This window comes from Hydrotalea sp. AMD (assembly GCF_004100315.1).
Classification (GTDB): Bacteria; Bacteroidota; Bacteroidia; order Chitinophagales; family Chitinophagaceae; genus Hydrotalea; species Hydrotalea flava.
In genome coordinates, this window is sequence record NZ_SCKY01000008.1 from 94,830 (window position 1) to 114,838 (window position 20,009).

The 20,009-nt window shown below is 36.7% G+C and carries 20 protein-coding genes; 6 read left to right on the plus strand and 14 right to left on the minus strand.

Translation table 11 applies throughout. From position 1 onward, the window contains the following. Nucleotides 1–26 precede the first annotated feature (26 nt). The 4 genes from EO766_RS07695 to EO766_RS07710 form a co-directional block, all read right to left on the minus strand. Nucleotides 27–1,229, minus strand: coding sequence for an efflux RND transporter periplasmic adaptor subunit (locus EO766_RS07695; protein ID WP_287100833.1), 1,203 nt, complete (start codon nucleotides 1,227–1,229; stop codon nucleotides 27–29). 26 nt (nucleotides 1,230–1,255) lie between these two features. Further along, the gene (locus EO766_RS07700) at nucleotides 1,256–2,662 is read right to left on the minus strand and encodes a TolC family protein (protein WP_287100834.1); all 1,407 of its coding nucleotides are present in this window, start codon (nucleotides 2,660–2,662) and stop codon (nucleotides 1,256–1,258) included. Nucleotides 2,663–2,742: 80 nt separating this feature from the next. Continuing rightward, on the minus strand, nucleotides 2,743–3,369 hold the full coding sequence (locus EO766_RS07705) for a TetR/AcrR family transcriptional regulator (protein ID WP_074420800.1): 627 nt from the start codon (nucleotides 3,367–3,369) through the stop codon (nucleotides 2,743–2,745). Between the two features lie 338 nt (nucleotides 3,370–3,707). Then, the gene (locus EO766_RS07710) at nucleotides 3,708–3,962 is read right to left on the minus strand and encodes a YciI family protein (protein WP_287100835.1); all 255 of its coding nucleotides are present in this window, start codon (nucleotides 3,960–3,962) and stop codon (nucleotides 3,708–3,710) included. 286 nt (nucleotides 3,963–4,248) lie between these two features. Between EO766_RS07710 and EO766_RS07715 the strand changes: the two genes are divergently transcribed. The 6 genes from EO766_RS07715 to EO766_RS07740 all read left to right on the plus strand — a co-directional run bounded on the left by EO766_RS07715 (nucleotide 4,249) and on the right by EO766_RS07740 (nucleotide 10,994). Then, nucleotides 4,249–4,890 (plus strand): DUF502 domain-containing protein, encoded by a 642-nt coding sequence (locus tag EO766_RS07715; RefSeq protein ID WP_074420801.1) that lies wholly within the window; start codon nucleotides 4,249–4,251, stop codon nucleotides 4,888–4,890. A gap of 82 nt (nucleotides 4,891–4,972) precedes the next feature. Next, on the plus strand, nucleotides 4,973–6,043 hold the full coding sequence (gene serC, locus EO766_RS07720; protein WP_074420802.1) for a 3-phosphoserine/phosphohydroxythreonine transaminase: 1,071 nt from the start codon (nucleotides 4,973–4,975) through the stop codon (nucleotides 6,041–6,043). 33 nt (nucleotides 6,044–6,076) lie between these two features. Further along, nucleotides 6,077–7,312 (plus strand): DUF1015 domain-containing protein, encoded by a 1,236-nt coding sequence (locus EO766_RS07725; RefSeq protein WP_074420803.1) that lies wholly within the window; start codon nucleotides 6,077–6,079, stop codon nucleotides 7,310–7,312. Nucleotides 7,313–7,345: 33 nt separating this feature from the next. After that, complete coding sequence (locus EO766_RS07730) at nucleotides 7,346–8,368, plus strand: tetratricopeptide repeat protein (protein ID WP_074420140.1); 1,023 nt, start codon at nucleotides 7,346–7,348, stop codon at nucleotides 8,366–8,368. Between the two features lie 167 nt (nucleotides 8,369–8,535). Then, nucleotides 8,536–10,332: an AMP-dependent synthetase/ligase gene (locus tag EO766_RS07735; protein ID WP_074420139.1), complete on the plus strand. Its 1,797-nt coding sequence runs from the start codon at nucleotides 8,536–8,538 to the stop codon at nucleotides 10,330–10,332. 47 nt (nucleotides 10,333–10,379) lie between these two features. Beyond that, entirely contained in the window at nucleotides 10,380–10,994 is a 615-nt protein-coding gene (locus EO766_RS07740; RefSeq protein ID WP_074419622.1) for a hypothetical protein, read from the plus strand. A gap of 2 nt (nucleotides 10,995–10,996) precedes the next feature. Here EO766_RS07740 and yidD read toward each other — a convergent pair whose 3' ends face one another. The 10 genes from yidD to EO766_RS07790 form a co-directional block, all read right to left on the minus strand. After that, a complete protein-coding gene (gene yidD / locus EO766_RS07745; RefSeq protein WP_074419623.1) occupies nucleotides 10,997–11,227 on the minus strand; it encodes a membrane protein insertion efficiency factor YidD in 231 nt (76 codons plus the stop codon). Continuing rightward, complete coding sequence (gene rnpA, locus EO766_RS07750; RefSeq protein WP_074419627.1) at nucleotides 11,202–11,612, minus strand: ribonuclease P protein component; 411 nt, start codon at nucleotides 11,610–11,612, stop codon at nucleotides 11,202–11,204. The genes yidD and rnpA overlap by 26 nt, the downstream gene beginning before the upstream one ends. A 76-nt stretch (nucleotides 11,613–11,688) precedes the next feature. Further along, nucleotides 11,689–11,844 carry a 50S ribosomal protein L34 gene (gene rpmH / locus EO766_RS07755; RefSeq protein WP_074419624.1) on the minus strand — a complete coding sequence of 52 codons (156 nt, stop codon included), beginning with the start codon at nucleotides 11,842–11,844 and terminating at the stop codon, nucleotides 11,689–11,691. A gap of 218 nt (nucleotides 11,845–12,062) precedes the next feature. Further along, entirely contained in the window at nucleotides 12,063–12,893 is an 831-nt protein-coding gene (gene murI / locus EO766_RS07760; RefSeq protein WP_074419625.1) for a glutamate racemase, read from the minus strand. A gap of 70 nt (nucleotides 12,894–12,963) precedes the next feature. Further along, nucleotides 12,964–13,563: an OmpH/Skp family outer membrane protein gene (locus EO766_RS07765; RefSeq protein ID WP_081298705.1), complete on the minus strand. Its 600-nt coding sequence runs from the start codon at nucleotides 13,561–13,563 to the stop codon at nucleotides 12,964–12,966. Between the two features lie 38 nt (nucleotides 13,564–13,601). Further along, complete coding sequence (locus EO766_RS07770) at nucleotides 13,602–14,120, minus strand: OmpH/Skp family outer membrane protein (RefSeq protein WP_068243730.1); 519 nt, start codon at nucleotides 14,118–14,120, stop codon at nucleotides 13,602–13,604. 87 nt (nucleotides 14,121–14,207) lie between these two features. After that, a complete protein-coding gene (locus tag EO766_RS07775; protein WP_228733201.1) occupies nucleotides 14,208–17,039 on the minus strand; it encodes a BamA/OMP85 family outer membrane protein in 2,832 nt (943 codons plus the stop codon). 85 nt (nucleotides 17,040–17,124) lie between these two features. Further along, entirely contained in the window at nucleotides 17,125–17,886 is a 762-nt protein-coding gene (gene uppS, locus EO766_RS07780; protein WP_074420137.1) for an undecaprenyl pyrophosphate synthase, read from the minus strand. A 177-nt stretch (nucleotides 17,887–18,063) separates the two neighbouring features. Further along, nucleotides 18,064–18,915, minus strand: coding sequence for a type IX secretion system protein PorG (gene porG / locus EO766_RS07785; RefSeq protein WP_074420136.1), 852 nt, complete (start codon nucleotides 18,913–18,915; stop codon nucleotides 18,064–18,066). 71 nt (nucleotides 18,916–18,986) lie between these two features. Continuing rightward, nucleotides 18,987–19,865, minus strand: a complete 879-nt coding sequence (locus EO766_RS07790) for an NAD kinase (RefSeq protein ID WP_074420135.1) — start codon at nucleotides 19,863–19,865, stop codon at nucleotides 18,987–18,989. Nucleotides 19,866–20,009: the final 144 nt, after the last annotated feature.

A 20,009-nucleotide genomic window follows, 5' to 3' on the forward strand; every position in this document is an offset into this window, starting at 1 on the left:
TAAGGTTAACAATAGCTATAACGGTACTACAATTGTGTAGTAATTAGTTGCCCGTCGTACAAACTTTGGTAGCCATCGGTAATAATCTGATCACCTACCTGTAACCCGCTTAAAATTTCAACATTATCATTATTCATCATTCCAATTTTAACGTGGCGTTTTATAGCAATTAAACGGTTGCCTTCTTTAGCGGCTACTAACACATATTTTCCATTTTCATCATTTTGAATGGTATTAATGGGGGCGGTAATGGCATTCATGGCTTTATAATCCTGAATGGCAATTACGGCTACCTGATTGGGATAAAACTCTTTACCGGAAGGCAATTTGGCTTCGGCAAAAAAACTGCGATTATTGGCATCAATTAAATTACCCGTAACACTAATAGTTGCATCAATGGTTTTATTAATGTCGGGCAATATAATTTTTACCGGAGAGCCTACAACTACTTTCCCCAAATAATTTTCAGGAACCTGTGTGGTTACTTTTAAGTTGTTGGTATTTACAATTTTTATTTGTGGAGATGTGCCTGAAAAACCGGTAAACAACTCGCCAACTCGCACATTTACATCATCGGCAACCCCATCAATTTCAGCATATACTTTGGTATAATCTAATTGTTGCTTGGTAATGTTCAACTGTTTTTGTAAGGTGGCCAACTGGCTTTGTAAATTTTCAACATTATTTTTAGCAGTAATTAATTGCACCTCGGTACCAATATTTTGATCCCACAAGTTTTTTTGTTTTTGATACAATGTTTTGGCAAAAGCTAATTGTGTTTGAACGGTTTCTGTATTTTGTTGTGCTGCTGCAAAGCTTTGTTGCGGAATGGCATCATCTAACTGTAATAACAATTGGCCTTTATGAATTTTGTCACCTTTTTTAACGTACAAAGCTTTTACTACACCGCCGGTACCTTTTGGTGCTACGTAAGCTATATTCACCGCATCAACCCTTCCCTGTAAATTAATAAAGTGTATAAATGTTTGGGGAGTAACGGTTGTAAGCACCACCAATTTTGCCTTTTCTTTATTAGCCAATGCGGTATCCTCTTGTGCCAGTTTATTTTCCAGATCGCTGATTTGCTGATTAATTTTTTGTTGTTGCTTTTTTAAATCTGCTAACTGTTGTTTTTCTTTTTGAATTTCGGTAGAAGTGGTTTTACCTGAACAGGCAGCCATCAAAACCAATGTACCCACAACAAATGAAAATTGAAATATTTTTTGCATATAAATGATTTGTTTATTTGAATGAATTAAAGTTTTCCGGTTGCTTTTAAATAATCTACTCTTGCTATTACTGCATCATATAAGGCACTGATGTAGTTGGTTTGAGCCGTTTTTAAATCGGTTTCGGCAGCAGTAATTTCAGAATTGCTTCCGGTACCCACTTCATATTTTTTCTTGGTTTGGTTGTATACTGTTTCGGCCAATTCCATATTTTTTTTCTGGAAATTGAGGGTTTGTAATGCAGAAGCAAAATTGAGTTGCGCCGTTTTTACATCATTATCAATAAATAGTTTTAAGTTATCTAATGAATTATCTGTTTGCTTTAATTCAAGTCTTGATTGTTTAATTTTTGCATCTTTTGCAAATCCGTCAAAAATAGGAATACCGATATTTAAACCAATGGCCGATGCGGTAAACCAATCGCCCTTTCGATCAAAAAAATCAAATTTGCCACGGTAGGCTTGTTTGGCAAAAGAACCGGACAATGTAACAGATGGCAAATAACTCATTTGATACCGTTTAACATTGTATTGGTTTAATTTTTTAACCAATTCTAAGTATTGATAATCCTTGCGGTTATTGTATTGATAAGCGGTATCGTTGAGAATATTGTCTTTTATAATGTCGTCATTAATATTGTCGGTTAGTATCAATGAGTCTTTAACAGGCATTCCCATTAACATTTTTAAACCCAGATACCCTACCGCAATACTGTTTAAAGTTTTTTGTTTTTCTGTTTGCAGGTTGGCCAATTGTACTGAAGTTTTATCTACATCTAATTTTTCGGCAAAACCATTTTTATACAATTCCTGTGTATCGTGTAACAGTTTTTGAAAACGCTCAATATTGGCATCTAACAAACTAATTTGTGTTTTACTGACTACCAATTGATAGTACACTTTGTAAATATTGGCTTTAATATTTTCTTCTGTTACTTCTACATTTTTTTGTTGGTATTGGATAGAAGTAGTACGGGCTTGTAAACCCACAAATACCTGTCCATCAAACAATATTTGGGTTAATGAAACATTGGCACTGGCATTATAAGGTGTACCAAACTGTGCCTGCACATAACCAAAGTCGGAAGGTGGCACAATAGGGTTACCCGCACCGTTTTTTACTCCTTCCTGCACTAACACACCATAAGTGGCTGCCGCAATAAAATTGGGAAAACTTTGTACAGCCACATTGGGGTAATAGTTGGTACCAATACCACCATTAATTTGTGGCAGTGCAGCCGAAGTAACACCCCTGTTTATTTGCTGCTGAATTTGCACATTCAGTAAGGCATTTTTAATTTGTGTATTGTTTTTATGTGCATAATCAAGGCATTGTTGCAATGAAAAAGCATGCATCGGTTCATTGTTTTGTGCTTTTAAAGAAAAACTACTGCCGATTGCCAGCAGCCATAGTAGCGGATATTTTATCTTCATACAATTGTTTTTATCATGAATAGGTTGCAATTAGAATTTTAAATAAATTATTTTTTATTATTTTTTCATATTTTTTAAATTTATTTAGCAATTGGTTTTTGTCGTTTTTGCAGGTATTTGGCAATTAGTTTTTGACCTTTAGGAGTGGCAATACCATATAAAAAATGGTGTGTGATGGCCTCAGCCAATTCATCTAAACTGTGTTTGCCGGTTGCCTGTGTAAAAGATGGGTTGAATATTAAAAAAATTGATTCAATTCTGTAGGCTGCCATAATTTCAACCGGCAATTCACTCCTGTACAATTCCTCTTCAATTCCTCTTTTTAAATTGTTGGTAATTACCTGAAACAGGAATTTGTTTTTATGCTCATAAAATTGCTGAAAAGCTTTGGGATGGTATTTTTCCAGCTCAAACAAAAGCAGCGGGTTCATGTTTTTCAGCATTTCTTCAACCATTTCAATGGCCAGAAACACTTCATGAATGGCATTTTCGCTTTGGTTATATTGCAAATGGCAATAACTGGTATTTCTATTTATTTCTAAACGAATTACCTGCTCTACCAAATGGTCTTTATCGGTAAAATATTGATATAAGGTTTTTTTACTCATCCCTAATTGCGATGCAATTTCATCCATGCTAATACTGCGCACGCCAAAACGCATAAACAATTCATGGGCTTTTGCTATTATTCTCTCATCATGTTCCATAACGGCCGCAAAACTATGGAAACTTTTAACGTAGCCAAAGTTTCTATGCTGTTTTTTAATATTATTTTTACATGAATGGTATAGGGGAAGGATGAATGAACAAATAAATGTTCGGTTATCAGTTTTTTGAATTGAGAATAAGTTTATAAAGGTTGTTGGGTAAAATAAATTTTAAACATGTAAACAGGCCATTTTTTGTTGAATACAATTTTTTTCAGTGACTGACCGGCAAAGTGAACATACCAGCATTAAACAATTTTTTTATATTTGTATGATGCGCATGATACAAATAGCTAAGCAACAGATAATAATAATGGTTGTTTGTAAATATCCATTGTTTAATGCCGCATGATTTCTCTTACTTCAACCGTATTGCCTTCTCCCTGTAATACCGGCGCACCTTTTGCAAATTGGGCTGCTTCTTCAGCCGATTCGGCCCTGATGAGAATAAATCCGCCAAGGATTTCTTTAATATCTCCCAATGGTCCGTTGGTAACCATTTTGTTATGATGTACTACTTTTGCGTCTTCAAACAATAAACCGGTACCACTCATAAACTTGTTTTGGGCAGCAATACTGTTTACCCATTCCATTTGTTACTGCATCCAAATTTGCATTTGTTCGGGAGAAACTTTTCCTGTAGCGTTTTCGTGTCTGAAAATTAGTAAAAACTCTTTCATGGCTTTTTAATTTTAATGAATGATGAATAGTTGCAGTGTATCTATTTATAACAATTGATACGGCTAAAAAGGGACATGCCGCTTCCATCAATTATTTGAATTTACTAAATTGATGCATTGTTATTATCCGTTTTTGGCAATAAAAAAAGTAAAATGGCATCCTGCATTTTTATATGCATATTTATTGTAAACTTGTGGTATGAAAAAGGAACGATTTTCCTTGATATTTCAACTCTTTCTCCGAAATATTTTTAAATATTTCTTACAAGGGCTTGCCGTACTTGCCCCCATTGGTATTACCATTTGGCTGGTTATTAGTTTGTTTAATTTTATTGATGGCATTCTTCCCAATATTATTCACGCCATTTTCCCGAGTTTAATAAAGGTAGATTCCGATGGCAGTCTGAAACGTATACCCGGTGTTGGTTTTATAGTAGTGCTCACTTTGGTTTTATTAGTGGGTCGTATTTCTTCCTCATTTATTTTCTCTAAAATTGTAGAAGCTTTTGATTCTATTTTGGAACATACCCCTGGTGTAAAATTTATTTATTCATCGGTAAAAGATTTTTTTGAAGCATTTTCGGGCAACAAAAAGAAATTTGATAAGCCGGTAATGGTGAATGTAGATGCTACTGATGTTTGGAGAATGGGGTTTATTACCAATAAAGATGCTGCCGGCTTAAACCTGCCCGACCATATTGTAGTATATGTGCCACATTCTTACGCCATTAGCGGCATAACCTATATTGTTCCAAAAGATCGGGTACGTATTATTCGCAATTTAAATGCTGCAGATGCCATGAAATTTATCATTAGCGGCGGCATTACCGAACACGATTAAACCCAATACTCTTTTAATGCATATTTATTAACGGCCTGCTTTGCTGCTATTTGATTAAATTGCAGCACTTTTTTTAGCAACCATGAAAAAACATAATTTTAATTCCGGCCCCTCTATTTTGCCGGCTACGGTAATAGAACAGGCTGCTGCGGCCTTACACGATTTTAATGGCATTGACTTATCTATCCTTGAAATTGGGCATCGTACCGATTGGTTTGTAGCAGTATTAGAAGAAGCAAAAATGTTGGTAAAACAACTGATGCAGTTGAATGATGATTATGAAGTTTTGTTTTTACACGGCGGAGCCACCACGCAATTCATGCAAATTCCCATGAATTTTTTATCGCCCGGCGAAACTGCCGCTTATTGCGATAACGGCATTTGGGGCAGTAAGGCTATACAGGAGGCGGGTTATTTTGGGAATGTTCATATTGCAGCTTCTTCTAAAGATAAAAATCATACGTATATTCCTAAAAATTTATCGCTGCCTGAAAAAGCCAATTACCTGCATATTACCACCAACAATACGGTTGAAGGAACACAGTGGCATCAAATACCACCCACAAATTTGCCATTAGTAGCCGATATGAGCAGCGATATTTTTAGCCGACCCATGCCCTTTAATCAATTTTCATTCATTTATGCGGGTGCACAAAAAAACATGGGTGCCGCAGGGGTAACATTGGTGGTCATCAAAAAAGAATGGGCAGCTTCGGTACAAAAGCCGGTGCCTCCCATTATGCACTATCAAAAACACATTGAAGCAAAATCGCTCATGAATACTCCGCCGGTTTTTGCTATTTATGTAGCATTATTAACCCTTAGATGGATTGTTGCAGAAGGTGGATTGGCTGCTATGAAAACAAGAAGCCGCCAAAAAGCTGACCTGTTATACCAAACGATTGACAGTTTACCCATTTTTACAACGGCCATTGCAAAAGAAGACAGAAGCTTAATGAATGCAGTATTTTTTATGAAAGAGGAAGCATTATTGCAGCCTTTTTTAAAAACCTGCACCGAAAATGGAATAATTGGTGTAAAAGGATACAGAACTGTAGGTGGCTTAAGGGTAAGCATGTATAATGCCTTACCGTTAGAAAGTGTTCAGGCATTTTGCCAACTGGCGAAGGATTTTGCACAAAAACACGGTTAAATTATTTTAAATCATTTAAACAAGTACGATAGCATGGCGATTATTCAACCTTTTAAAGCTTTAAGACCACAACCACAGTTTGCAAAACAAGTGGCCAGTAAACCTTACGATGTATTAAGCAGTGCCGAAGCAAAAATTGAAGCACAAGGCAATCCCGCTTCCTTTCTGCACATTACTAAAAGTGAAATTGATTTGCCCGAACAAATAGATGTTCATGCACCGGAAGTATATCTGCAAGCCAAACAAAATTTAGATGCATTTTTGAAAAGAGAAATACTGTTTCATGAATCAAAACCCTGTTATTACATTTATCGTTTAATTATGGATGGCAAAAGCCAAACCGGCTTGGTTTGTACCAGTGCAGTAGATGATTATGATAACAACATCATCAAAAAACATGAATTTACGCGGCCCGATAAAGAACAGGACCGTATTAATCACATAACCGTTACAGGTGCCCAAACAGGCAATGTATTTCTTGCTTACCGAAATGTTGATGCCATTGATGTTTTTATTACACAATGGACCACCGCTAAAACACCCGGGTACGATTTTGTGGCCGATGATGCCGTGCAACACAGCATTTGGGTAATTAACGATGGTGATGCTATTGAAACCATTACTAACCTGTTCGCAAAACATGTGCCGGTAACTTATATTGCCGATGGCCACCACCGGGCTGCTTCTGCTGCCAAAGTAAGGCAATCGTTCAATGGTAAAATACCTGAAGCCGCCAATTATTTTCTAACCACTTTATTCCCGGCTAATCAGTTATCGATAATGGATTATAACAGGGTAATATCAGACTTAAATGGGCATACACAGGAAAGTTTATTAGCAGCATTATCAAAAAAATTTACAGTTCATCTCGTCGGAGAAAAAGCATTGAAACCTGCCGCTTCGCACGAAATGGGTATGTACCTTAATGGCAACTGGTATCAATTAACCGCTAAACCCGGCAGCTTCAATACTGACCCCATTGGTATTTTAGATATTAGCATTTTGCAAAAAAATATTTTAGAACCCATATTTAATATTGTAGACCAGCGCACAGATAAAAGAATTGATTTTGTGGGTGGCATTAGAGGTATGGCAGCATTGGAAAGCCGCGTAAACAGTGGTGAAATGAAAGTGGCGTTCAGTTTATTTCCTGTTAGCATGGAACAATTATTCACCATTGCAGATACCAATAATGTAATGCCTCCTAAAAGCACCTGGTTTGAACCTAAATTACGCGATGGTTTATTAACACATTTAATTTATGAATAAGTGTATTTTCGCCAAAGCCTGAAATGTATTTTTATGAAACATGTTGTTTTTCTATGTTTTTTTGGTTTATTGGGAATAATGGCAATGGCGCAAACCCAGGATGCTGCCCAGTTGTATAAAGATGGCAAACAATTAATGCAACAGGGCGATTACGATAATGCAGTAATGGTGCTGAACAATGCATTACAGCAAGATCCGAACAACTTAGACATACAAAAAGATTTGGCCTTCGCTAATTTTTTGAACAGAGATTATACCAGCGCCATTAATGTCAGCAAAAAAATTATTGCTCAACCTGGTGCCGATGAACAAGCCTATCAAATATTGGGCATGTGCTATAAAGCCATTGCAGAATACAAAGAGGCTGGCGATTTATATGAAAAAGGTTTAAAAAAATTCCCCAATAGTGGTGTATTATACAATGAATATGGCGAAATGTTGGCCATGAATAAAACATTAGACAAAGCCATTCAATATTGGGAAAAAGGCATTGAGGCAGACCCAAATTACAGCAGCAACTATTTCAATGCAGCCATGTATTATGCACAAAACAATGATAACCTGTTGTGGGTAATGTACTATGGCGAAATATTCATTAATTTGGAAAGTTACACTACCCGCACTGCCAGCATGAAAAGCACCATTTTAGATGCTTATAAAAAACTATATACCCAATACAAACCCGAACAATGGGGTAGCGGTTATAAAAAAACACCTTTTGCATTGGCCTTTTTTCAGGTGTTAAAAAATAGTATTTATCAAATTGCCACGGGTGTAACACCCGATAATTTAATGGCTGTAAGAACCCGTTTTATTTTGGATTGGTATAATAGCGGCCTAAACCAGCAATTTCCCTCCCGCCTTTTCGATCAGTGGCAATACTTTTTAAGAGATGGTATGTTTGAGGCCTATAACCAATGGATATTTGGTGCTGCTGCCAGTCCTGTTAATTATCAAAATTGGGTGCAAACACATACTGCACAGGCCGATGCTTTTAAACAATATCAGGCCAGTCGTATTTTTAAAATTCCTTTAGGCCAGTATTATCATCAATAATACACTTACTTAATATTAAAATGCCAGCATTGATTTAAGAAAATAGATTTTCTTATTCACCCCCTATCATTCCTGTTTTTTTAATTAACGATGTTTACTTAATTTGTATCGTGTTCAATATTAAAAACACCGTTACCGCAATATTTTAGTTTATAACGATTGCCAATATGATAACACCCAAAAGATTATTTGAAGTAACAGACCATCAATTGCAACATTTTCCAAAAGAAACCATGCTGGCAGCAAAAGAAAATGGGCAATGGCACAGCTATAGTACGCAGTATGTGCAGCAAACCGCCTTGCAATTAAGTGCCGGTCTTTTATCACTCGGTTTAAGTGGAAATGATTTTACGCCCGAAGGCAGCGATAAAGTAGCCATTATTAGTAATAACCGCCCTGAGTGGATTATTACCGATTTGGCTGTTCAGCAAACAGGAGCCATTTTGGTACCGCTTTATCCCACAACCAATCCGTTAGAAATTGAATTTATTTTAAACGATTCAAAAGTGACTACCCTTTTCATCAGTAGTGTTGATTTATTGGAAAAAATAAAATTTATTCAACCCAATGTTCCTACATTAAAAAATATTTTCACTTTTAACAAAATAGAAGGTGCCAGACATTGGAGTGAGTTATTGATAAAAGATGATGCAGCCCTGCAAAGGGCACAAACAATTCGGGCACAAATACCGGCTACACACTTGGCTACCATCATTTATACTTCCGGAACTACAGGTACCCCAAAGGGTGTAATGCTGAGCCATACCAATATTTACAGCAATGTAATGTTTAGTAAAGAAAGTTTCCCTTTTGAAGATGCACCACACACAAAAGTATTAAGCTTTTTACCACTCAATCACATATTTGAAAAAACGGTTACTTATATTTACCTGTATAGTGGTATATCTATTTATTACGCCGAAAGTTTAGAAACTATTGGCGATAATTTAAAAGAAGTACAACCCGATGGTTTTACAACGGTACCCCGTTTGTTAGAAAAAGTTTTTGAAAAAATTATGCATACCGGTAACCAGTTAACCGGTATAAAACGTTGGTTGTTTTTTTGGGCTGTATCATTGGGTACACAATACGATAATAGAATCAATAAAGGATTTTGGTACAATACACAACTGGCAATAGCCAATCGTCTTATTTTTAATAAGTGGCGTGCTGCTTTGGGAGGCAATGTGCAATATATTGTAACAGGTGGTGCCGCCTGTCAGGTTAAATTATTACGCATTTTTAATGCTGCCAAAATTCCCGTGTATGAGGGCTATGGACCTACCGAAAACAGTCCGGTAATTTGTGTAAACAGGAAAGCTGCAGGTGGAATGAAATTTGGCACAGTAGGCCCACCCATTAATGGTATTGAAGTGAAACTGGCAGATGATGGTGAAATTTTAGTAACCGGCCCTTGTGTAATGGTTGGTTATTATAAACGCCCCGATTTAACTGCCGAAGCTGTAATTGATGGATGGCTACATACCGGAGATATTGGTGTATGGGAAGATGGAACTTTTTTAAAAATTACCGACCGCAAAAAAGAATTGTTTAAAACCAGTGGAGGCAAATATGTAGCACCGCAACCCATTGAAAATAAATTAAAAGAAAATGCTTTCATTGAACAGGTATTGGTGGTAGGCCCCGAAAGAAAATTTGTTGGAGCACTTATTGTTCCCAGTTTCAGTACATTACAATCATGGATGAAAGAAAATAATATACCTTTTACAACAAATCAACAGGCTATTGAAAACCCCAAAGTATTGGAACATTACAATAAAATAATTGATAAATACAACCAGTTATTCAACCATGTGGAACAAATAAAAAAATTTAGATTATTGCCTGTTGAATGGAGCATTGAAACCGGTGAAATGACACCAAAAATGAGCCTGCGCAGAAAAATTATTATGGAAAAATATGCAGCAGATATTGAAAAAATTTATGCTGAAAATAATAACTAACCTAAATTGCAGCAACGCCTTTATTTTTCAATTTAAAACATATATGTATGCTTCGTAACATTGGATTAATAACTATAATGGGTATTTTTTGGGCAGCTTGTTCTACTAATAACACTAAAAAAATAATGATTGTAGCCACCGGTAATATAGATGTTAATATGGATGCCAAAACCATTACCCTTAGTGGGGGAGCCGGCTCAAATGACAAAACAGTTGACTTTAATGTTGCAGGACCATTAATGCTTACTCTTAAGGATGAAGACGGTAAAAGCTCTGCCATTTCGGTAAATGATAATGGCTATTATATTTTGAATGCAAGAAAGGATACTATTGCAGGGGCTTATCAAAATTATAGTGCACCTAAAACTAAAGTAGATACCATTAAACAGGAAACCATTGAAAGAGGAATTGACTCATTGAGCCAACTGATTGAAGGTAAAAATGTAAGTGCAGCCAATCGCAATTTTTTTGTTACGCCAAGTAATATTGTAAAAATTACAGCGAATATGGATGCTTTTGTAGTGCCTCCTTTTCACAGAATGGCCTCGATTGAAAAAGTAGGCGATAAAGAACCGGAAGTATACCGTTTTTATACTTTAAATGAAATAAGGGAAAAGCTTACAAAATTAAAAGCCTTAACGGCACCACCAACGGTAAAATAAATTTAAGGTACTGGATCATGGCCATGGCCACCCCAGGGATGGCATGAACTGATACGTTTAATAGAAAGCCAACCACCTTTAAAAATGCCATATTTTTTTAATGCCTCAATGGCATATTGTGAGCAGGTGGGGGTATACCGGCATTTAGGGCCAATATTGGGTGATATGACGTATTGATAAAATTTTATCAACCCAATCAAAGGCCAGCTAAGTATTTTTAGTATCCATTTCATGCAAAATCTGGTACAATTGAACCAGTAATTTATGTGATGCCGAATGTAGTTTTTGCTGATTGGGCATTTCCTTTCCAACATAAATAATAAACAAATACAGTTGGTGTGGCTTTTCAGTCAATAATTGCTGCAGTTTAACTTTATTTAACCGGTATGCTTCACGCATTAATCTTTTAATCCGATTGCGTTGTACCGCCTTTTTGAAATGACGGCTGCTAACCGTTACCCCTGCTTTTAACACCGCATCATCACCCGTTCGTGGTGCTATTTGATATAAAATTTTAAAAGGATAACTGTACAGTTGCATACCTTTCACAAACAAAACCTCAATTTGCTTGCGGCTTTTTAATTTTTCGTGTTTGGAATATGAAAAAAGGCCCGACATATTTAAAAAATTGTACATGAAAAAAGCCTCATCCCGAAGGTGAGGCTTTTAAAGATATGAATAGAATTGAAATTGACTATTTTAATCCTTTCTCGCTGGATACGGTTAATTTTTTGCGACCCTTCCTTCTGCGACTGGCTAATACCTTTCTTCCATTAGCAGTTTGCATACGTTTGCGAAAACCGTGAACCGATTTACGGCGACGCTTATGTGGTTGGAATGTACGTTTCATAATAATTTTATTTTTCTAACCCAATAATAATTTTTCAACTTCAACAGTGGCCACCATACCACTCTTTTGTGAAAGGATGGCAAAGGTAAGGGCACAGACCGAAAATTTGAACTTTTGCCCTAATTTTTTTTAACTCAGCCTATTTCTGCTCATTCAAATGCAAAAAAACATGAAGCGGAATGCAAATATTATTGAAAAAGAGGTATACAAAAGCAGTTTTAACCTATTTCTACCTGCATGGCCTGAATGGGTAGTCCATAAAATAACCCGGCCTGTTGCTCAAAATTTTTTGAATCATCCGTAGTAAAAAAAGATTTACTGCCATTTTTGGTGCATTTTTCATCCATTTCAGGATGTCGCATTAAGTAGTTCTGCAAACTTTTGGCTACAATTCCACCTTGCACAATTACCTGAATATGTGGCGGTAATGCGGCTTTAATTTTATTGAACAATAGCGGATAATGCGTGCAGGCTAGTAAAACCGTATCAATAGCTGCACTTTGCGCCAATAATTGTTGCGTGTATTTAGTAACAAAATAATCGGCGCCGGCATTAAGGTGTTCGTTATTTTCGATCAGTGGTACCCACATAGGACAGGCCTGTTGCCAAACCTTCACTTCGGGAAAAAATTTTTTAATTTCGAGTGGATAAGATTGTGATGATACCGTTCCCTGGGTACCCATTATACCGATATGCCCAGTTTTGGAAAATGATCCAATAACTTCGGCTGAAGGCCTGATGACACCCAACACACGTTTATTAGCCCCAATAACCGGTAGATTTTTTTGCTGAATGGTACGCAATGCCTTAGCAGATGCTGTATTACATGCTACAATCACCAACGAACAACCCCGGGCAAAAAACCACTCTACACATTGCAGGGTATAATGATAAACCGTTTCAAAACTGCGTGAACCATACGGAGTTCTGGCATTATCACCCAAATAGATATAATCATATTGCGGCAATAAAGCAGTTACTTCTTTTAAAACAGTTAACCCGCCATAACCACTGTCGAATACGCCAATTGGACCCTTCTGTGTTAGCATAGCTCAAAAATAAGAAAGCATCCGACCTTTTCATGCTGCGGATGCTTCTTTATTGATGTTTAAAATATTTTTAGTGTTTCACAGGTGCTTTAGAGGGTGTTGTTCCACCTGAAGTACTAATACCCAACGCTTTTATTTGGTCTTCCAGTTCTTTGGGTAAAGGAATTTTCATTTTAGCCAGTACACGTAATGTTAATTCCTCCGATTTTTCAGCATACAACAGTGCATCGGGTTTAAATACATAATTATATTTTTGCTCTGCCATTACAGTCTGAAAAGCCTTTCCAATTATATCATAATATGGCTGCAATAATTGCTGTTGTTTTTGTTGCATCATTTGGTTTTGGTATTGCTGCCAGTTTTGGAGTTTGGCAAACTGATCAGCCAAATCTTTCTGCATAATTGATTTCATACTGGAATTCATACGGGCAGAATCTGCTTTGTAAATACTGTCTTTTCTTTTAAACTCGCTAATGGCATAATCTCTTTGTACATTCAGCGAATCGGTCATGTATTGATTCAAAAGCGTATCTACTTTTTGAATACCGGGCATTAATGCCAAAACATTTTGTTCATCGAAAATACCAATTTTAATGTTTTGGGCCATTGTAGTGCCCACCATTACCATACTCAAACCAAGGGCGGTAAATAATACTATTGCTTTCTTCATTTTTTTTGTTTTATAGATTGTTTTTTGTTTGTGTTATTTTAAGGTTTTATACCCAGTTCGCGAAGTACATCATCACTCTTATCTAATTTTGGGTCGACAAATATAACGGTAATTCCTTCACTTTTATCCAGAACAAAATCATAAGCTTTTTCAACAGCAATTTTTTGAATGGCATTGTATACTTTGTCTTGAATTGGCTTTATCAATCGTTGGCGTTCTTTAAACACATCTCCATCATAACCGAACCTTTTTTTCTGCAAATCACGTACCTCTTTTTCTTTATTAAACAATTCTGCTTCGCGTTTATTTTTTAGTTCATCGCTTAACATTACCTGTTCAGCGGCATAATTTTTATACATCTGATCCAGTGCAGCCTGTTTATCATCTATTTCTTTTTGCCACTGCTCACTAATCAGTTGAATTTGTTTATTTGCCTGAACATATTCGGGCATTTTGTTTAAAATATACTTGGTATCTATTACGGCATAACGTTGCGCCTGCACTGCACCCAGACTGAGCAGGATACAGCCAATCAGTAAAAATGATAATTTTTTCATACCTGTATTTTTCAATTTATGAACATCCTCCTGCTTGGTTGCAGTGGCTATATTTAACCATACAAATTAAGCAAATTCAATACAATCCTATTCCGGTTCAAACCCTAACATAAAGGTAAATCTGGAAATATCTTTTAAGCTGGCACCGGGAGTATACCTATCTAACCCTATTCCATAATCAAATCCCAGCAATCCGAACATGGGCAAAAAGAAGCGCATACCCACACCCACTGAACGCCTTAATTGGAAAGGGTTGTAATCTTTTAAATCATACCATCCATTGGCTGCTTCAAAAAAGGATTCTGCATAAATAGTACTACTCGGGTTTAAACTTAATGGATATCTTAATTCTGCCGTATACTTATTAAACATGGTGAAGTACTGACTGGCGCCGGTTTGATCAGGATTGATTCTTGGATTAGAAGTTTCATACACTGGATAACCTCTTTGCGAAATGATATCATATCCAATTAAAGCATACTGGTTACTTAAACCGGCATCACCCAACTGAAAACGCTCGAACGGCGAAATTTGCAATTGCGGATTATACCTTCCCAGAAAACCGAACTTAGCAGCTAATTTCAATACAAACATTTTATTGTGATCTTCACCGGTGCCTTTGCTTAAAGGCACATACCATTCACCATTAAAGCGCCATTTGTGGTATTCAATAAAATTGTACGGATCGTTTTGTGTAACCACACCCGGATTAAATGCTGAGTATGGCGGTGTTACTGCTAAACTGGCCAAAAATGTAGAACCCGAAGTTGGGAATAAAGGCTGGTTAACAGAAGATCGTTGCAATGCAACTTTAAAGTTGAAGTTATTGGAAATACCATTGTTAAATAAGGTTCCATCCCTCAATTTCAACTGTTGGCTGATGGCATAATTCACCAATTGATAACGCGTATAGTTTACAGAGAATGAAAGGGAAAAATAATCATCGGGCCAGGTTAACTGTTTGCTATAAGATACCGAAGCACCGGTTGTTTTTAGGAATGAACGACCTGCTGCTGCTGCAGTATAGGTACCGGTAAGCGGGTCGTAGGCATTGGCAAATTTGGTATCGTAAATAGAAAAAGTTAATGCATTTCTTTTTTTACCCCCTACCCAGGGTTCAGTGAAAGAGAAATTATAGGAACGAAATGCCCGCCCGTTACTTTGTACACGGAAACTCAATTTTTGTCCATCGCCCATTGGTAATGGGTCCCAGGCTTTTTTACTGAATATATTTTTGATGGAGAAGTTATTGAAGGAAACACCCACTGTTCCGGTTAATCCAATAGCACCACCCCAGCCGGCACTCAGCTCCAGCTGATCACTTGATTTTTCTTCCAATGTATAGTTAATATCTACTGTTCCATCATCAGGGTTAGGAATAGGATTAATGCCAATTTTTTCCTGATTAAAATAATTTAACTGCGCAATTTCACGCTGAGAGCGGATTAGATCGGTTCTACTAAATTTCTCACCCGGAATGGTGCGTAATTCGCGTCGGATAACATATTCTTTTGTTTTATCATTGCCTGAAATCCGTACATTTTTAATAGTAGCTTGTGGTCCTTCTACCATCCTGATTTCATAATCGATGGTATCATTGTATACTGCAGTTTCAACCGGATCAGCTCTGAAGAAAAGGTAACCATTATCTAAATACAAGCTGCTGATATCGGCACTACCATCGGGAGCACCGCCACCTTTACCCAGGCGTTTGTTCAATATTTCCATATTGTACGTATCGCCTTTTTTAATGCCGAGTATTACAGTTAAAATAGAATCAGAATAAATGGTATTTCCCCTCCAGCTAATGTTTCCAAAATAATATTTATGGCCTTCACTTATTGCAATATCAATATCTAAATTTCCTTTTGAATTTTTAAATACCTGGTCTTTTACAATTTGAGCATCGCGGTAACCAATGGAGTTATAAAAATCAATAATCGATTCTTTGTCTTCGTTATATTTCTTCTCATTATACTTGGCAGAAACAAAGGGTTTTATGCGGATATATGGAGCTACTACTTTACGTGTATCTGTAAAGTTTAAAAAGCCTTTATCACGCATGTATTGTTGAAAAGTATAGGGTTGTGGTTTAATAAACCCGCTGGAATCAATCGATGGGAATAAGGTTAAATGGCCTTTTTCTTTGGTTCCCTTCATTTGTTTTTTTAGTTTGGCGGCATCTACAGTATTGCCGGCAAAATAAATATCGCTGATTTTAATTTTTCCGCCCCTGTCTACCACAAATACCAAATCCATTGAATTAGAACGGGTAGAATCTTTTATTTCCTGAATGGTTACATGGGCATTTTGATAGCCTTTATCGAAGAAATATTTACGAATGGCTTCTGAAGCAGTACGTTTCATGTTTTCGGTAACTACCCTTCCCGGCACTAGTCCGGTTTTGGAATTTAAATCGTCGGTAGCTCCTTTCCCAATGCCTTTAAAATAAAATTTTGAGAGGCGTGGCCTTTCGGTAACATTTATTTCAATGTCAATATTAGTACCTACTAATTTGGTAATATAAATTTCAACATTCGAGAAGTAATTCTGACTCCATAATTTATTAATGGCTCTTGAAAAATTATCGCCGCCCGGAATCACCACTTCATCACCCACATTTAATCCGGAGATCGAAATCAGCAGGTTTTCATCAAAATATTTGTTGCCGGTTACTTTAATGGATTCAATTTTATATTTTTTAGGTGTTTTTTGATTGAAGATGTTAATCAGATCTGCATCTATAGAGGTAATGGTTGTATCGGCCTTTTGTTGGGCATATACACACAGGTGAAAGGAACTAAGAAATAAAGCAAGGGTCAAAAGCTTAAGCGTTTTCTGCATCCGAATAGGGTTTTTTGGTATGGTTGCCGTTCTATTGTACCATAAAAAAGTAGCATTAGACAGTTGTTTCAGCATATATTAACTGGAGCAAATTAAAGGGAATAATTAAAAGTGTTTGTTAAATCGGCCGTTAAACTCATCACAATAGCATATTAAATTTTTATTTGTGTAATTCCTTCGCTTTAATTTGCCGGCTAATTTTTCCAAAGCGCCGTTCCCGCATTTGAAAGTCGATAATGGCTTCATAAAGGTTTTCTTTTCTAAAGTCGGGCCAGCGTGTATTGGTAAAATACAATTCGGCATATGCCAATTGGTATAATAAAAAATTACTGATTCTATACTCTCCACTGGTTCTAATCATCAATTCCGGATCGGGCAGGTTACTGGTGCTCAGGTATTTTTGCAAGGTATCCTGATTAATGCTATCGGGTTCAATTTTACCGGCTTTTACATCTTTTGCAATGTTTTTTACGGCATTTACCAACTCCCATCGGCTACTGTAGCTTAATGCCATTACCAGATTTAAACCTGTATTGGCGGCAGTAAGCTCCAGGGCTTCGTTTAAAGCTGTTCTGGCAAAGTCGGGTAACATACGCAACTCTCCAATTACGTGTAACCGAATGTTGTTTTTGTTCAACACCGGCACCTCTTTGCGAATGGTTTCAACCAGCAATGCCATTAACCCTTCTACTTCGGGTTGTGGTCTGTCCCAATTTTCGGTGCTAAATGCATATAATGTAAGGTATTCAATGCCCAGCTCTGCACATCCTTCTACAATATTACGTACACTTTCTACCCCATGAAAATGGCCATATAAGCGCTCCTGACCCTTTTCTTCTGCCCAACGGCCATTGCCATCCATAATAATAGCAATATGGCGGGGTAGTCTGGATGTATCAATTTGTTGTAATAAGGCTTGCATGTGAAACCCATACGATTTTGTAGCGGCAAATGTAGGAAAAGCAATGGGTTTGTGAATAAAAATATAGCCCCTACTAAAAGGTTTTCTCTGTTTTTGGCATTACAACATTATTGTACAAATGCATGTGCGGTTGTAAACATACCATTTTAGCTAAAATAAAGGGTAAAATAGAACATTTTAATGCGTTGGGCATTTATAGGATTGCAAATTGAATGAAACGCCAATTTGTAAAGAAACATAAGAATCGTTTTTGAGGCTGGTGCCACGCTGGCGACCTTTAATGCCAATAACAGTGCCTGTTTCATAACTACGGTCTTGCAATAAAAACCAGGTAGTTGGATTTCCATTGGCATCTATGGCAGGGTAAGCATCGGGGGCATACGTAGTACTTACATCATCTATATAATCCGTATTAGTAAACCGGTAAGTCACTTCAGCAAACAGGTTCATTTTTTCATTTAAAGCATATTTTACCCCTAACCCAAACGGAATACACAAAGCTGTAGTGCCATATTGTTTACGATTAGGGTATAGCGGGCTGCCTTGGCCTTCTGTACCTAATGGGCGTAAATAAACTTTACTCCCATTTAAATAAGTGTATGGATTGTAAGAAAAAATACCAATCCCCAAACTTACATAAGGTGTAAATCGATATTCAGGGAAACCGGGCAAAAATTTGAAGAAATTAAAATCGCCGCTAATGGCCATTTCCCAAATATCTGTATTAAAACTCAGGTTGCGGCGCCGTTGAAAAGGGTTATCGCTATACTTATCTGAATAGCCCAAAAACAAATAATTGCCCGATAAACGAATTCCTACGTAATTGTTGATTTGTTTACGATAGAATAAGCCGCCGGAAAATTTGGGTTTATTCAATTTGCCGGTAGGGTTCAAATCACCAAAATAATGACCGAGCCCAAAGGAAGCCCCAAACTCCCCGTCGTGCACAAAGCTATCATACATTTGCGCATGCAAAGGCAGGTTAGATACGAGGCAGAGGGTGAATAACAGCCAATACTTTCTTATCATCAGATAGCAATATAATTTTATGTAAATATAAGTTTAAATTACAACCTCATTAAAAAATAATGATAACATTACTAATTTCTTTTATCGAGCCCCCAGGTTAATTTAGAATGCAGGGTAGAAAGAAAACTATTTTCATTTAACCGTATTAAGTTTACATGAAACTTTTCTTTTCGAATGGCAATTTGTGTATTGATGTCTACAATTTCTTTTCGGGCATCTAAAGCACAAATAAACTGATCGGTTCTGCCTTCTACTTCAAATGAAATAACACTGGTATCTGCTACAACGATGGGCCGTACATTTAAATTGTGCGGTGCCACCGAGGTAATTACAAAACTGGGCGAATCGGGAAATAAAATGGGGCCGTTACAACTCATATTATATCCTGTTGAACCCGTTGGTGTAGCAATAATTAAGCCATCTGCCCAATAAGTATTTAAAAATTCACCATTTAAATAAGTGTGAATTTTTATCATGGGCGAAGTATCTCTTTTATGTATTGAAAATTCATTCAATGCAAAGGGTGCATTGTTAAATAATGGCACATTGGCATCAATATGCAATAAACTTCTTTTATCTACTACAAAAGTGCGGTTCATCAGTGCATCTACGGCACTGGAAAGTTCATCAGGACTAATACTTGCCAGAAAACCAAGCCGACCAAAATTGATACCCAGAATAGGAATATTGCTGTTGCGAATTAAAGTAACTGCATCTAAAATGGTTCCATCCCCTCCTAAACTGATTAAACATTCTACTTCTGCATCAAAATCATCTGCACTTTGAAAAGGCGTAATATGTTGCAATAAGGCTGCAGGCAATGGAAATCTTCCTAACAATGACCGGTATAATAATATTCCAATATTTTGCTGTATTAATAATTCTACCAGCAGTTGCAATGGATTGCCCTGTTCTATATCTAAACCACGGCTATAAATAGCTACTTTCATTTGTTTATTATTTATTTTCTACAATAGGAAATATTCCTGACTTGTATAAATTTTGCTTTCAAGAAATGGTTGGATTTTTAAAACCGCTACAATTAATGATGTGATTTTTTAATTCTAAGTTTTAGGGATGACAGTCAACAAAGG